Below are 14,243 nucleotides of genomic sequence, written 5' to 3'. Positions count from 1 at the left end.
TCAGTCTGGGAACATCGAGCGATCAGACTTGGCTGACCAGCCAGCCGCTGGCCGCCATCAGAACCAGCACCTTGCCCAGACCCATGTGAAGGCGCAGCAGCAGGACCCCGGCAAGACAGGTCAGCGCCGCTGCCCGCCAGTCGAAGCTTGCCAGGTCCGGCAGCCATAGGGTCAAGGGCCCGTGTTGCTCCTGTCTCACCGATCCAAACAGGGTGTGGAGTGCGAACCAGATGCCCAGATTGAGGATCACGCCGACCACAGAGGCCGTGATGGCGGCAAGTGCGCCGCTGAGCTTGGGCGCGCGGTCGAGCCGGTCAATGAACGGGGCTCCCGTGAACACCCACAGGAAACAGGGCACGAAGGTGGCCCAAAGGCCGACGACCGCGGCCGCCAGCCCCATCACCGCACCGCCCGCCTTTTCGCCTGCAAGATAGGCAACGAATTCGGTCACCAGAATGAGCGGACCTGGTGTTGTCTCCGCCAGTCCGAGCGCATCGATCATTTCTTTGGCTGTAAGCCAGGAACGGTTGATCGCCACTTCCTGTCCAAGATAGGTCAGCACCGCATAGGCACCGCCGAAGGTCACGACCGCCAGCTTGGAAAACAGGATCCCGACCTGAACCAGAAGATCATCCGCCCCGAGGGCCAGCCAGAGCGCTCCGAGCGGGACGACCCAAAGCGCCAGCCAGAAACCTGCCGTCAGGATGGTCCGCTTCAGGACGGCTGGCTGAGGTGAAGCGTCGTCTACCTCCTCGCTGCCGTGGCTGGTGAAATAGCCATAAAGCGCAGCGACCAGAATGATCACCGGAAAGGGAACGCTGAAGAAGAAGATCGCGACGAAGGCCAGTCCCGCCAGAACCCAATAGTCCCGGCGTTTGAGCGCGCGCTTCGAAATCCTGAGCAGGGCTTCAATGACGATGATGATCACAGCCGCCTTGATGCCGAGGAACAAGGCGGCCACGAGCGGCGCGGTGCCGAAAGCGGCATAGAGGCTGGCGAGGACCAGCATCACCAATGCGCCGGGCATGATGAAACTGAGCCCGGCGATCAGTCCGCCAAGGGTGCCGTGGAGACGCCATCCGGACCAGGCGGCAAGCTGCATCGCTTCTGGGCCGGGCAGCAGCATGCAGAAGCTGAGCGCGTTGAGATAGGTCTTCTCGCTGAGCCACTTCTTCTCATCGACAAGCACCTTGTGCATGAGGGCGATCTGCGCGGCGGGACCGCCGAATGACAGGAAGCCGATTTTCAGCCATGTCGCTGCGGCTTCCTTCAGGTTGGGATGTGAGGAGGTCATTTTCCGCTGTGCATCTCTGGCCAGTCGTGGGTTTCGCTCGTGGCGTCTCGGCACCACCTGTAGAACGCGTCATAGAGCGCAAGGCCTGCTTCCAGCTGGGCCACGTCGTCCCGATACATCCGCGACAGCCCGAGAGAAGCTGCCAGAAGACCCGCGCATTGGGGCTCAAGGTCCAGCCGTTCCGTGTCCGCTCCGCGCACGACCCGGGCCAGATGAAGCAGGGGATCACTTGAGAGCCCGAACTCCTCGATCATCGTGTCGAAGGTGCAATTTTCGCCGCGGTGGGACCAGGTGACACCCTCGATGTCAAAAGGCGTCGCGTCAAAGCGCTCGGCCACCGCGGTCACCTCCTGCTTGGCGACGAACAGAAAGACGGCCGATGGGTCAACGAACCGGCGGATCAGCCAGGGGCAGGCAATCCGGTCGACCTTCGGACGCAGCCGGGTGACCCAGACTGTGCGGCCTTTTGCATCACGCTCCGGCAGGTTCTGGCAGTTGACGCGCAGCAGGCCGGCTTCGTTCCAGGCAACCATTCCGCCTTCAAGGCTTTCGGTCTCAACTCCCTCGTGGCGGAGCCAGGCCGCAACCCCTTCGCTCAGCTTCTTGCCCTTGTGGCAAATGATGATGGCCCGTCGGCCGCGAAGCCTCTCTACGAGGGCATCGATCTGGTCATGGGGATGACGGAAGGACCCTGGAACAAGGAAGCGATCGACCTCGAAATCCTCATCGATACGGACGTCGACAAGAATCGGGCAATCCGGCGTTCCGATCAGGCGGTTGAGTTGGGAAACGGTGATTTGATTAGGCGCAGGCATAGCGTCCTCCATAGCGTATGGATCTCAGGACGCGATCTTTGAGCTTGCGCTTCACGGGGACGTCGCGGGAACCCCTTGCGCGAAAAATGTCCTCAAGAGAAGAAGATGTCAATCAGCTTCTCTTGAAGCTTTCATGTCAAAGCTACTCGGCGGGGACATTGGCCAGACGCGGCACAGGCTTTTCCTCAATCGGCCAGTGAACGGCAGCTGCAAAGATCCCCAGAGCAATACTGACGTACCAGATCATATCGTAGGAGCCCGTCTCGTCGTAGAGCTTGCCGCCGAGCCAGACACCCAGGAACGAGCCGACCTGATGGGCCAGGAAGACGAAGCCGAACAGGGTCGCCATGTAACGCGGTCCGAACATGACTGCCACCAGCCCCGAGGTCGGCGGCACGGTGGAGAGCCACAGCAGCCCCATGGCGCCCGAGAACAGCAGGACGGTCAGCGGTGAGGCCGGGAAGATCAGGAACAGGGCGATCACGACCGAACGGGCGAGATAAATGCACGACAGGAAAATCGGCTTGGACCAGCGCCCGCCAATGTAGCCCGAAGCGAGTGAGCCGACGATGTTGCAGAGCCCGATGAGCGCAAGAGCGATGGCTCCCCAGGACGGGTCCAGGCCAAGGTCTGCGATATAGGGCGGCAGGTGGACCGTGATGAAGGCCACATGGAAGCCGCAGACGAAAAAGCCGAAGGTCAGAAGGATGAAGCCACGGGTTCCGAAGGCCTCTGAAATGGCAGACTTGAGCGTCTGGTTGGATACTTCAGGAGATGTCGACTGATTGGACGCCTTGCCTTTCAGGGCCACGGCCATCAGCGGTATCATCATGATGATACCGGCGAAGAGGATCAGCGTTTGTTGCCAGCCGACGGTTGCGATCAGGCCGTTTCCGAGCGGTGCGAAGATGAATTGGCCGAGCGATCCGGATGCTGTGCCGATGCCGAAGGCAAGGGAGCGCTGCGCGGGGGTGACGATCCGGCCGAAGGCCGCAAGCACAAGCGAGAAAGACGAGAAGGCGATGCCAAGGCCGATGAGAACGCCGGCGGAGAGTTGGAGCGCGACGACGCTTTCAGCATCTGCCATCATCAACAGACCGGCCGCATAGAGCAGGGCGCCGACCGTCATGGTCTTCCAGGTGCCGAAGCGGTCTGCCGACATGCCGGCAATCGGCTGGCCGATGCCCCACATCAGGTTCTGGATCGCGATGGCGAGCGCGAAGATCTCGCGGCTCCAGTCACGTGCGTCCGTCATCGGCTGGAACAACAGTCCCATGGCCGAACGCGGGCCGAAAGACAGGAGGGCGATCACGCAACCACACACGATGACCAGTGGAATATTCGGACCGGAACGAGCGGTAGCAGTCTGGCTATTAGGCATGATCTTGTCCCGATCCGCGTTTCAAAGAACCGGTACGATACGGTCCGGAGGACATTGGAAAAAGTGATTTCTTTTGAAGAAACGATCAAAATTCTGAATGAGTGGTGGTGCCGCGATCGCAGGTCAGTGGGCTGATATGGCAAGATGCGCGACCGGTCTTGCTAAGTCGGCTTCGGTGATATGTCTCGATCAAAAGTATTCAAGTATATGAAAATAATAGTGAAATTAGAACGAAAGGGTCATGTGTGAGGAATTTTATGGATTTTTCAGATCGGCGGGGATATATAACTCATTATGAGCAAAAGAGTTGGTGGGGCACATCGCCCTGTTTTCTTTTGCATCTAATATGCTCAATATGAGTATAATATATGAGGGAGGCCGCCATGACCACGACGAACTTTGGTGTCACCTGTGAAAGCGTCGAGCAGACAACCGCCTTTTCCACCAGCCCGCCGTCAGCCTTGCAACGGTTCGGACTGATCGAGCGCCCATCCCTCGACTACACGCCCGAGGTCGCCGAGGCGACGGCTCCGATCTATGAGAAGGTCAAGCATATCATCCCGGCCATTGAGTGGCCGGCGCTCGCTCCGACGATCCATGCGATCAATAGGCTCAAGAAAGAACGCAACGCGGTCATCCTGGCGCACAACTACATGACCCCGGACATCTTCCACGGCGTTGCCGATATCGTTGGCGATAGCCTGCAGCTTGCGATCGAAGCCACGCACACGGATGCGGACGTCATTGTCCAGTGCGGTGTGCATTTCATGGCCGAGACCTCCAATATCCTCAGCCCGGACAAGACCGTATTGATCCCTGACATGAAGGCAGGCTGCTCGCTGGCTGAATCGATCACGGGAGCAGACGTTCGTGCGCTGCGCGAACGCAATCCCGGTGTGCCGATCATCACCTATGTGAACACCTCGGCCGACGTGAAGGCCGAATGCGATATCTGCTGCACGTCCTCCAACGCCCTGCAGGTCGTGGAGAGCTTCGGCACTGACAAGGTGTTCCTGATCCCGGACAAATATCTGGCGGCCAATGTAGGCAACAAGACCGATGTGGAGGTGCTTGTGTCGGATGGCGCGTGTGAGGTTCATGAGCGGTTCACCGCTCAGGAGCTGCGCGACTACCGCAAGATCGACCCGGAAGTGAAGATCATCGCTCACCCCGAGTGTCCGCCAGAAGTCGTGGCCGAAGCCGATTTTGCGGGGTCCACCGCGCATATGATCGACTGGGTCAAGACGAAGCAGCCGGAAAAGGTGATGATGATCACCGAGTGCTCCATGGCCGACAATGTGGCCAGTGAGACGCCCGGTGTCGACTTTATCCGACCCTGCAACTTGTGCCCGCACATGAAACGCATCACCCTTGGCAAAATTCTCGACAGCCTTGTCGAAATGCGGGAAGAGGTGGTCGTTGATCCGAGCATCGCTGAAAAGGCGCGCATCGCGGTCGAACGGATGATTAACCTGAAGAGCTGATCCTTGTCCGCTTGAAATCAAATCTGCCCCGGCCCGATTGGCCGGGCGCATATCTTGGCAGTCAGCGTGCTGCCGTTCATCTTGGGAAGTTTTCCATGGGCGTTTCCTCTGAGGATTTTGTCCCCGCGCTGGCGGGTAAGGACGTTGACGACGTCGTCATTCTGGGCGGTGGCCTGGCCGGTCTGTTCTGCGCGCTCAAACTGGCGCCGCGTCCAGTCACCGTGATCTCCAATGCACCGATCGGGCAGGGCGCATCCTCCGCCTGGGCCCAGGGCGGCATCGCGGCAGCTGTCTCGGAGCAGGATACGCACAAGAAGCATTGCGACGACACGCTGGCCGCTGGCGCAGGCATCTGCGAAGACAAGATCGTCGAGATGATGACCCGGGAAGCAGGGGAGCGTGTCCGCGATCTTCTGTCTTACGGGGTGCCTTTCGACCAGGATCTGGAAGGGCGGCTGGAGCTTTCCCGCGAGGCGGCCCACTCCGAAAACCGGGTCGTGCGCGTGCGTGGCGACATGGCCGGCCAGGCGATCATGGCTGCGTTGATCGCAGCGGTTCGCAAGACGCCGTCAATCCGACTGCTGGAAGGTTTTATGGGCGAGAGCCTGATGGGCGAAGGCCGTTATGTCACCGGTGTTCTGGCCCGCAAGCGCGGCGGCCTTGAGCGTATGGCCTTTCCCGCCCATGCGGTGGTGCTGGCGTCTGGCGGCATTGGGCACCTTTTTGGCGTGACGACCAATCCAGGCGAAGCAAACGGCCATGGTCTGGCGATGGCCGCGCGTGCAGGCGCTGTGATCGCTGATGCGGAGTTCGTCCAGTTTCACCCGACCGCGCTCAACGTCGGCAAGGATCCCGCGCCTCTGGCGACAGAGGCCCTGCGCGGTGATGGCGCCCTTTTGATCAACGCCGCAGGTGAACGGTTCATGGAGGGCGTTCACGATCTTGCCGAGATGGCCCCCAGAGACATCGTTGCGCGTGCAATCCACCGCGAAGTCGAAGCGGGGCGCGGTGCCCTCCTCGATTGCCGGGACGCCGTCGGCAAGAGTTTTGCCGAACGCTACCCGACCGTCTTTGCGGCCTGTCAGGAGGCGGGCATCGATCCGGCGACCCAGCCGATCCCGGTTGCCCCAGCCGAGCACTATCACATGGGCGGCGTTCTGACCGACGCCAACGGCAGAACTTCGCTCGACGGTCTTTGGGCGGCTGGCGAAGTGGCGGCCACCGGAGCTCATGGCGCGAACCGCCTGGCGTCGAACTCACTTCTGGAGGCTGTCGTCTTCGCCGCACGCATCGCCGAAGACATTCAAGGCCTGATGCCGACGCCGCGCAGCGCCTATTGGAACGAGATGGACAGCGAACCGGGACTGCCGAGCCAGCGCAACACTGACGAACGTGAGGCGATCACCGTGCTGCGCGAAACCTTGAGCCGGAACGTTGGTGTGGAGCGCAGCGCCGACAGCCTGCGTCAGGCGCTTGTCGACATCGGTCAGGCAGAAGCCAGATGTCAGCGGGTCTCGATCCGCAACATGATGACATCCGGAAGGATCATTGCAGCCGCGGCCCTCAAGCGCGCGGAAAGCAGGGGCGGTCACTTCCGGGCCGACTATCCCGATGCCGACCCAGCGCAGGCGCGGCGCTCCTACATAACGCTTGATGAGGTGAACGCCATCGCCGAGGCAGCGGCTGATCAGGCTGCCGGCAATTCCGTCTCGAACGCGATGGGAAGCTGATCAATGTCCGCCCAATTGCCCGTGCTGCCGAAACTGATGATCGACGAGACCGTCAAGGCCGCGCTGTTGGAGGATTGGGGCCGGGCAGGGGACATAACCAGTCAGGCGACGATCCCGGCGGACAAGGCCGCAACGGCGGTGATTGCAGCGCGCAAACCCGGGGTGCTCTCCGGCCTTGGTTTGGCCGAGAGCGCATTCCGCCAAACCGACGATGCGTTGCGGTTTGAAGGACTGGCGTCTGACGGCGGGCGGTTGGAAAAAGGCACGATCGTCGCCCGAATTTCCGGACCCGCGCGGGCCATCCTTTCGGCAGAGCGTGTTGCCCTCAACTACCTGGGCCATCTGTCTGGAATTGCCAGCGCCACGGCGCATTTCGCGGACTTGATCTCCCACACCAGCGCGGACATCGTCTGCACCCGCAAGACCACACCGGGCCTGCGTGCCTTTGAAAAATATGCCGTGCGTTGCGGTGGTGGCTCAAACCATCGCTTCGGCCTGGACGATGCCATCCTGATCAAGGACAACCACATAGCCGTCGCCGGCGGCGTGCGTCAGGCCATCGAGGCGGCCAAGGCCTTTGCCGGGCATCTGGTCAAGATCGAGGTGGAAGTCGATACGCTCGACCAGTTGCGCGAGGCGCTTCCCCTGAAACCGGATGTGGTGATGCTAGACAACATGGGGCCGGATCTCTTGAAGCAGGCAGTCCAGATCGCCGACGGTCAGGTGCTTCTCGAAGCTTCAGGCGGCATCGAAGCCGACACCATCAAGGCGATTGCCGAAGCCGGTGTCGACCTCATCTCCTCCGGCTGGATCACCCACTCCGCACCTGTTCTGGACCTGGGTCTGGATATCGAGATCGGGTGAGGTCATTCTACTAGGCCTTGTCCCGAGCGTCAAAAGTTTCGAGCACTGCACCCTCGGCGTGAGGCCGAGGATGACAGCTATCAAGAGCTAAGCGGCCATCAGAGCAAGACCGCACAGGGCGGTGACGCCGCCCAGGAACCGGGTTGCGAGTTCGCCGCGGCGGGTTTCAGGGCCGAGGCCAACCTTGGCGCCATACCCGATAAGGACGCCGGCTGCGTGCAGCAATGCCGTCGCGGCGACGAAGCCTGCTGCATAGCCAAGTTCACCGGCCCCACCGATCTCGCCGCCATGGGCGTGACCGTGGAAAAATCCGAAGACACCGACAAGAAGGGCGCTTGGCAGAAGCGCAAAGCGTGCGGCGAGTGCGACGAGCGCGCCAAGGGCGACCACAGATGCCAGGATCACCGGCTCCACCAGCGGCACATGAATGCCCAAAAGGGACAGGCCGAAGCCGGCAATCATCAGCCCGACGAATGCGCTTGGCAGCGCCCAGATGGCCTTGCCACCGATGAGAGCTGCCCATAGGCCGACGGCGATCATCGCGAGCACATGATCCAGGCCGAAGACCGGGTGGGTAAAGCCGGCCGCAAAGGAACCGTGGGAGGCTGGGTCGAGATGGGCATGGGCCGGCGAGGACAGCAGCAGGAAGGCCGCTGCGGCGGCAAAACGTTGAAACGTCATGAGTAGATCCTTGGATGCAAGTTGATCCGGTGCCCCGGAGTGGGTCGCACCGTTGCCGAATGGCGACGTCGATGGTCGCGGATTCGCATCCGGAATGAAAGTTGTTCGATCTAGAGAAACTTGAAGCCGAAGAGCTCCTTGATCCCCGACAGCAGAAGCGTGGGCAAGGCGGCGATGAAGATCGCTTCTAGCAGATGGCGGGCACTCAGTGGCTCGGTGTTGAGAATGTAGTTCCCCACTGGCGTGTAGATCGCGAGCAACGACAGGGCAGCTGACAGGGCAACCGCGCCAAGCAGATACCGATTGTCGAAAGGGTTCTTGGTGAAAAGCGTCCGGCTCGAGCGCGCATCAAAAATATGCCAGAGCTGGGCGCAGATCAGCGTCGCAAAAGCCAAAGTCTGCGCATAGGCGAGTGGCTGACCGCGCTCCAGCGCCGTGTTGAAAACGTAGAAGGTGAGGCCGCCGACGGCGAGGCCGCGGATGATGATCATCTCTTTGAGGCCGCCGGAAAAGATGTTCTCGTCCCGTCCGCGTGGTTTGTGTTTCATCAGGTCCGGCTCCGCCGGTTCAAAACCGAGGGAAAGGGCAGGGATGCCATCCGAGACGAGGTTCACCCACAAGATCATCAACGGTGTCAGGGGAAGGAGCGGGTCCGCTCCCATCAGCAGGAATGCGAAGAGGATAGTAGACACCTCGGCGACATTGGCCGTGAGGGCCTGACGAATGAATTTGCGCAGGTTGTCGTAGATCCGACGTCCTTCGCGAACAGCGGTGACGATGGTCGAGAAATTGTCGTCCAGAAGAACCAGCGAAGAGCTGTCCTTGGCGACTGAGGTTCCCGATATGCCCATGGCGATGCCGATGTCCGCCTTGCGCAAGGCGGGCGCGTCATTCACGCCGTCTCCGGTCATTGCCGCCACTTCGCCGTTGGCTTGAAGGGCCGCTACAATCCGCAGTTTGTGTTCAGGCGTCACCCGGGCAAAGACGGCGGCGCGTTTGACGGTTTCTCCAAGTTCTTCATCCGAAAGCCCGTCCAGCTCGGCGCCGACGTGAACGGTTTGCTCATCCGATGTCTTGATGCCGATCTGTTCCGCAATGGCCTGTGCTGTGACGGCATGATCTCCGGTGATCATCACCGTGCGGACACCGGCGCTGGTGGCTTGGGCAACCGCATCAGGCACTTCCGGCCGTGGCGGATCCATGATGCCGTGGATGCCGATGAGCACGATGTCACGCTCGGGATCTTCATGATTGAGATCACCCGCAGAAATCTTCCGATAGGCTACGGCAAGTGTACGCAGGGCATCATTGCCAAAAGAGCTGATCACCGCCTCGATCTCGGCGCGGTTGCCATCATTGATCGGCACTTCCTCGCCATGTAGACGAACGTGCGTTGCCCGCGCCAGGATCATGTCCGGTGCGCCCTTTGCGACGAGGTATTCCTCGCCTTCCGGCAGTCGGGTGTGCACGCTCATCATCTTGCGCGTGGAATCAAACGGGAAATGCGACAGCGGGACGTAGTTCCGGGCCTTCAGATCACTTCTCGAAACACCGACCTTGGCAGCGGCCACGACCAGCGCGCCCTCAGTCGGATTGCCCTGGATCGCCGGACGCCCGTCAAGCTCGATCATGCGCGCTTCATTGCAGAAGGCGGAGATCATCAACATCTCGCGCAGATCGTCCTCGACCTCCGGATTTGCTTCGGTGTCATCCGCGCCCAGAAACGTTCCTTTTGGGTCGAAGCCCTCTCCTGTGACCTGCCACGTTTTTCCGCCTGCCCAAAGACGCATCACCTGCATCTGGTTCTGGGTCAGGGTTCCCGTCTTGTCGGAGCAAATGACCGACGTGGTTCCCAGCGTTTCCACCGAGGACAGGCGGCGGGCCAGGGCGTTTTTGGAGGCCATGTTCTGTGACCCGAGGGTCAGCACGATGGTCACGACGGTCGGAAGGCCTTCGGGAATGGCCGCGACCGAAAGAGAGATCGCCGTGTTGAGCATTTCAATGGCGTCCATGCCGTTGAGAATGCCAATGCCGATAATGATCGCCACGACGCAAAGGGCTGCGCCGATCAGCACGCGCGACAGGCCTTCGATGCGCTCCTGAAGGGGCGTCTTGGGTTCTTTGGCCGCTGCCATCAACCCGGCAATGTGACCGACTTCCGTCGCCATCCCGGTGGAGGTGACGATGCCCAATGCAGTGCCGCCGGTCACCTGCGTGCTCATGTGGCCCATGTTGAAACGCTCGGCGAGGACAGTCTGAACGTCCGCGAAGATCTGGTCGTTCTTGTCGACGGGTTCTGATTCGCCGGTCAGAGCAGCCTCATCGATTTGAAGACGGTGCGCGGAGACAAACCTCATGTCAGCCGGAATGATGTCTCCGGCCTTGAGCTTGACGATATCACCGGGAACCAGATCGGCAGCGGGAGCGTCTCTCCACTGTCCATCGCGCATGACATGCGCCTGGGGAGCGGCCATTTCGCCAAGCGCTGCAAGCGACTGCTCGGCTTTGTACTCTTGCCAGAAGCTGATGAGGGCGTTGATCACGACGATGACCAGAATGGCAACCGCATCAACCGTGTGCCCGGTGTAAGCGGAAATCGCGGCGCCAACCATCAAGATGATCAAGAGGGGATTGGCAAACTGTTGCAGCAGCAGGATCAGCGGCGACAGCTTGGCTGCTTCGGCCAGCTTGTTGGGGCCGTACCTGCCCAAACGGCTGACGGCATCTTGCTGCGACAGTCCCCGTTCGACGGCGACACCCAGCGTTTGGGCCGTCTCGTCGGATGACAGCGTATGGGGCGGTGCATCTTCGAACAGGGAGGCTTCCACCCCGGAAGGCGGGTTTCGTACGTCGGACCGGGGCTGCTGTTGCGTCTGCATCGAAACGTTCCCGCGTAATCAACTGAAACTCAATGGCAACCTTGCGAGCGTCCGCAAGGTGGCCATTCGAGTTGTACAGCAAATGTGAACGAGTTCAATTATGCCGGGTGTCCGACGCGCGCTTGGTCAGTTCCAGCCGCCGGCACGGGTCTTGTAGAAAATATGCAGGCCGACCTGGCCGCGCTTGACCATGGATTTGCGCCAGCGCGGAGCCACATAGTTCGCGTGGTAATGCGTCGAGGCATCGACCATCTTGGAATACTGCTTGCCGCCGATGACCTCCTTGGCAAGGCGCTGCGCGAGTTTCCAGCTCTTTGGCTGCGTGATCCGGTCCTTGATGCCATCGCAGGCAAAGGAGAACTGGCAGCGGTTGCGCTTGTGCTTGTTCTGATAGACCACGCCGCAGATCGAGTTCGGGTAAGCGGGGTTCTTCACCCGGTTGAGAACGACCTGTGCAACGGCGATCTGGCCCTCTTCGCTTTCGCCGCGGGCCTCAAAATAAATGCCCTCTGCAAGACAACGCTGTTCCTTCTTCTCCATCACGGAGAGAGGCAATGGCTTTTGCGCCCACCAATGCGGATTTTCCGGATCTTCCGGCGGCGGCAGCTCCTGCTCGTATTTTGCCGCACCGAAGAGCGCGTTGAAGGGCTCTTTCGTGTCTTGGGCCGTTTCAGGAGCATAGGCGGAGACAAGCGAGAAGCTGGCGGCTGCGGCGTTGCGTGCCATCATGACCTGTTGCAGATCAAGCGGCCCGTCTTTTCCCGGCGTACGCGCGGGAATGCCTGCCAGGAGTGTCGACTGTTGCTCGCTGAGCGGTTCCGGCTTGACGAAGGAGACGCGCGGCAGGGAAGCTCGTTTGTGGTCGCCGCCGATCATGCTGGGCAGCGCATAGACAGCACCTGCGGCCATGTCGACCATATGCCTGTCCGGCGCAAGCGAGATATGGCGGTCGCCCTTCGCGGATCGGTTGACCGCGATTTCGTCAGGAATTTCTTTCGGCGCAACTTCTGCCGCCAGAGCGGAAAGACCCGAGACATTCGTGTCGCGAACGCCTTTGGCCGCCGAGGTCAGCGTCAGATGCCGTTCCTTGAGCGGGTTGATCGGCACGTTCCGGCTTGCCGCCAGCGCGAGTGTCGGCTTGATCTCGGTGGCGAAACTGGCCGGTTCCAGCGCCATCATCCAGCGCGGTGCATCGGTCTGTTTTTCGGCAAGGAGAGACAGGATGTCCTGCTGGCCGATGGAACCGGTCAGGAACATGAAGGCGAGGGGCGATGTCAGGACGAGGCGCTTCAGCTTGTGCCGTGCGGCCGAGGGCTTTGCCCGGCGCGGGGAAACACGAGACGAACGGCGCCCGGAGGACGAACGATTACGCGGGCCAGACATACGCAGCCAACTCCAACTCAATACGCGTGCCCGGAAAGTCTTTTGACGACAATCGTCACTTGAACCTTTTCCGAAGCGATCGAATTGAAGGTGAGGCTTTAACCTTGAAAGAGAGTTAACAAGAAGAAATTGCCATTTTCCCCAGCGTCAGAAGTCGCCAAATGCAGATTTCATGGTTAAGGCGCAAGTGGAAATTCGTTCAGCGGCCGCCGACGCGCAAACCGGGTGCGGGGCGCTCCTTGAGCAGTTCATGGCGGAAGCGGAAGAGTGCTGCGGGCCGTCCGCCGGTCGCCGTTGACGTCGCTCCGGTCGGCTCAACAAGATCGGCGTTTTCGACAAGCCGTCGGAAATTCTGCTTGTGCAGGTGGCGGCCAAAGATCGCCTCCACCGTTGTCTGCAGCTCTGTGAGTGTGAAAGTGCCGGGCATCAGCTCGAAGACAACCGGGCGGTACTTCAGCTTGGCGCGCAGCCGGGACATGGCGGTCGCCAGCACGCGGCGGTGATCGAAGCGCATGGGCCGTCCGAACTTGGGCAAATGCGGTCGCTTGAGCGCGGCGGGCCGGCCATCGCGAAGCGCTTCCTCGACCAGACTTGCTTCGTAGAGCAGTTCGTACCGTTCGAGCGCGCGTTCTTCGTCCCATTTGTCGGCGTGGAGCCCGAATGCCAGCGTCAGACGTTCCATGCGGTTCAGGGCCCGTGGCGGTACATCAGCCGGCGGCGGGATTTCTGCCCAGGCCATGAGGGCCGGCAGAATATCGCTGTCGAGCATGGCCGGTCGTCCGTCGCGCCAGTCCTCCCAGGGAAAATAGTCATACCAGGATCGCCAACCCGAATGATGTCTGGTGAGCACGTCCCGGGATCCCTCGGTCTGGCGGGTCAGGGCGAGATACCCGACTGACACCACATGGGGGTCGGAATCGCCGCGTGACCTGTGGCGTCCACGATCGCCGAATGTATAGAGCTGTTCGACGTAACCGAGCTGCAGGGCGGTTTGTTCCTCCACCCAGGACCTCAGGCCGATCTCGAAGGTCCGGTGATGCAGCGGATCGAAGGCTCCGAAGGGCAGGCTTTCGGGTTCTCCAGTGCCCCCGTCGCCAACCTGAACGATCTGGGGTAAGCCGTCGGCCACGGCGACAATCACCGCATTCAGGCCGATTTCGATGGTCGCATTCGCCGCAGTCATGATGGCCTTGCCTCTGCAATCTGCTGCTAGTTCAGCGGCATCTCGAACGGTGTGCCTTCAAACGCCGTCGCGCCCCGGCCGATCTCCCGAATGGCGTCGATCATGCGCCCTTCGCGCCCGAGGAGCTTGTCGGCCATCGATACCAGGCGACCGTTCGGAGTGGCCGACGGCGCCCGCTTTCGCAACTCCTGGGCAAGATCACGTTCGTTGAACTCCGGATTCAGGGCGCAGGCGGTGATATAGGCCCCCGCGGTCGACCGGCTGATCCCGGCCCAGCAATGGATCACCAGCGGTGCGGTCCGGTCCCAGTTGCCGACAAAGGCGAGCAGGCGATCAACATGGGCCTCTGCCGGCGGCGTCAGGCCGTTAATCGGCGCAAGAATGTCGTTGAAGCCCAGAAAAAGATGCTGGTCGGGCGAGATTTGCGGTGGCGTTGGCACATCCATCTCGGAATTGATCAATGTGACGAGATGGCCAGCACCAACCTTGCTGACGGTTTCGGTCAGGCGCGACAGGGAACACACGTAGAGCATGGCGATCCGTTGATTT

11 protein-coding genes are annotated in these 14,243 nt (G+C 60.9%); 3 read left to right on the top strand and 8 right to left on the bottom strand.

Annotated features, from left to right (window positions below):
- Window positions 1-22: 22 nt before the first annotated feature.
- The 3 genes from chrA to IG617_RS16670 form a co-directional block, all read right to left on the bottom strand.
- Window positions 23-1,294, bottom strand: coding sequence for a chromate efflux transporter (chrA, locus tag IG617_RS16680; RefSeq protein WP_192110387.1), 1,272 nt, complete (start codon window positions 1,292-1,294; stop codon window positions 23-25).
- Window positions 1,291-2,109: a chromate resistance protein ChrB domain-containing protein gene (locus IG617_RS16675; protein ID WP_192110386.1), complete on the bottom strand. Its 819-nt coding sequence runs from the start codon at window positions 2,107-2,109 to the stop codon at window positions 1,291-1,293. The genes chrA and IG617_RS16675 overlap by 4 nt, the downstream gene beginning before the upstream one ends.
- 142 nt (window positions 2,110-2,251) lie before the next feature.
- On the bottom strand, window positions 2,252-3,490 hold the full coding sequence (locus IG617_RS16670) for an MFS transporter (protein ID WP_192110385.1): 1,239 nt from the start codon (window positions 3,488-3,490) through the stop codon (window positions 2,252-2,254).
- A gap of 383 nt (window positions 3,491-3,873) precedes the next feature.
- On the opposite strand from IG617_RS16670, the gene nadA reads away from it, so the two are divergent.
- The 3 genes from nadA to nadC all read left to right on the top strand — a co-directional run bounded on the left by nadA (window position 3,874) and on the right by nadC (window position 7,568).
- Complete coding sequence (gene nadA / locus IG617_RS16665) at window positions 3,874-4,974, top strand: quinolinate synthase NadA (RefSeq protein WP_192110384.1); 1,101 nt, start codon at window positions 3,874-3,876, stop codon at window positions 4,972-4,974.
- A 95-nt stretch (window positions 4,975-5,069) separates the two neighbouring features.
- Window positions 5,070-6,704, top strand: a complete 1,635-nt coding sequence (locus IG617_RS16660; RefSeq protein WP_192110383.1) for an L-aspartate oxidase — start codon at window positions 5,070-5,072, stop codon at window positions 6,702-6,704.
- A gap of 3 nt (window positions 6,705-6,707) precedes the next feature.
- A complete protein-coding gene (gene nadC / locus IG617_RS16655; RefSeq protein WP_192110382.1) occupies window positions 6,708-7,568 on the top strand; it encodes a carboxylating nicotinate-nucleotide diphosphorylase in 861 nt (286 codons plus the stop codon).
- A gap of 87 nt (window positions 7,569-7,655) precedes the next feature.
- Here nadC and IG617_RS16650 read toward each other — a convergent pair whose 3' ends face one another.
- The 5 genes from IG617_RS16650 to IG617_RS16630 all read right to left on the bottom strand — a co-directional run bounded on the left by IG617_RS16650 (window position 7,656) and on the right by IG617_RS16630 (window position 14,227).
- A complete protein-coding gene (locus IG617_RS16650) occupies window positions 7,656-8,249 on the bottom strand; it encodes a HupE/UreJ family protein (protein ID WP_192110381.1) in 594 nt (197 codons plus the stop codon).
- A gap of 110 nt (window positions 8,250-8,359) precedes the next feature.
- Complete coding sequence (locus IG617_RS16645; protein WP_192110380.1) at window positions 8,360-11,128, bottom strand: cation-translocating P-type ATPase; 2,769 nt, start codon at window positions 11,126-11,128, stop codon at window positions 8,360-8,362.
- A gap of 126 nt (window positions 11,129-11,254) precedes the next feature.
- Window positions 11,255-12,511, bottom strand: a complete 1,257-nt coding sequence (locus IG617_RS16640; protein WP_192110379.1) for a cell wall hydrolase — start codon at window positions 12,509-12,511, stop codon at window positions 11,255-11,257.
- 199 nt (window positions 12,512-12,710) lie between these two features.
- Window positions 12,711-13,694, bottom strand: coding sequence for an NUDIX hydrolase (locus tag IG617_RS16635; protein WP_192110378.1), 984 nt, complete (start codon window positions 13,692-13,694; stop codon window positions 12,711-12,713).
- A gap of 26 nt (window positions 13,695-13,720) precedes the next feature.
- Entirely contained in the window at window positions 13,721-14,227 is a 507-nt protein-coding gene (locus tag IG617_RS16630) for a tyrosine phosphatase family protein (protein WP_192110377.1), read from the bottom strand.
- Window positions 14,228-14,243 lie beyond the last annotated feature (16 nt).

The organism is Roseibium polysiphoniae, from assembly GCF_014842925.1.
Taxonomy (GTDB): Bacteria; Pseudomonadota; Alphaproteobacteria; order Rhizobiales; family Stappiaceae; genus Roseibium; species Roseibium polysiphoniae.
The sequence above is the reverse complement of the archived record's forward strand: the minus strand, read 5'-3'. Positions and strand labels throughout refer to the sequence as shown.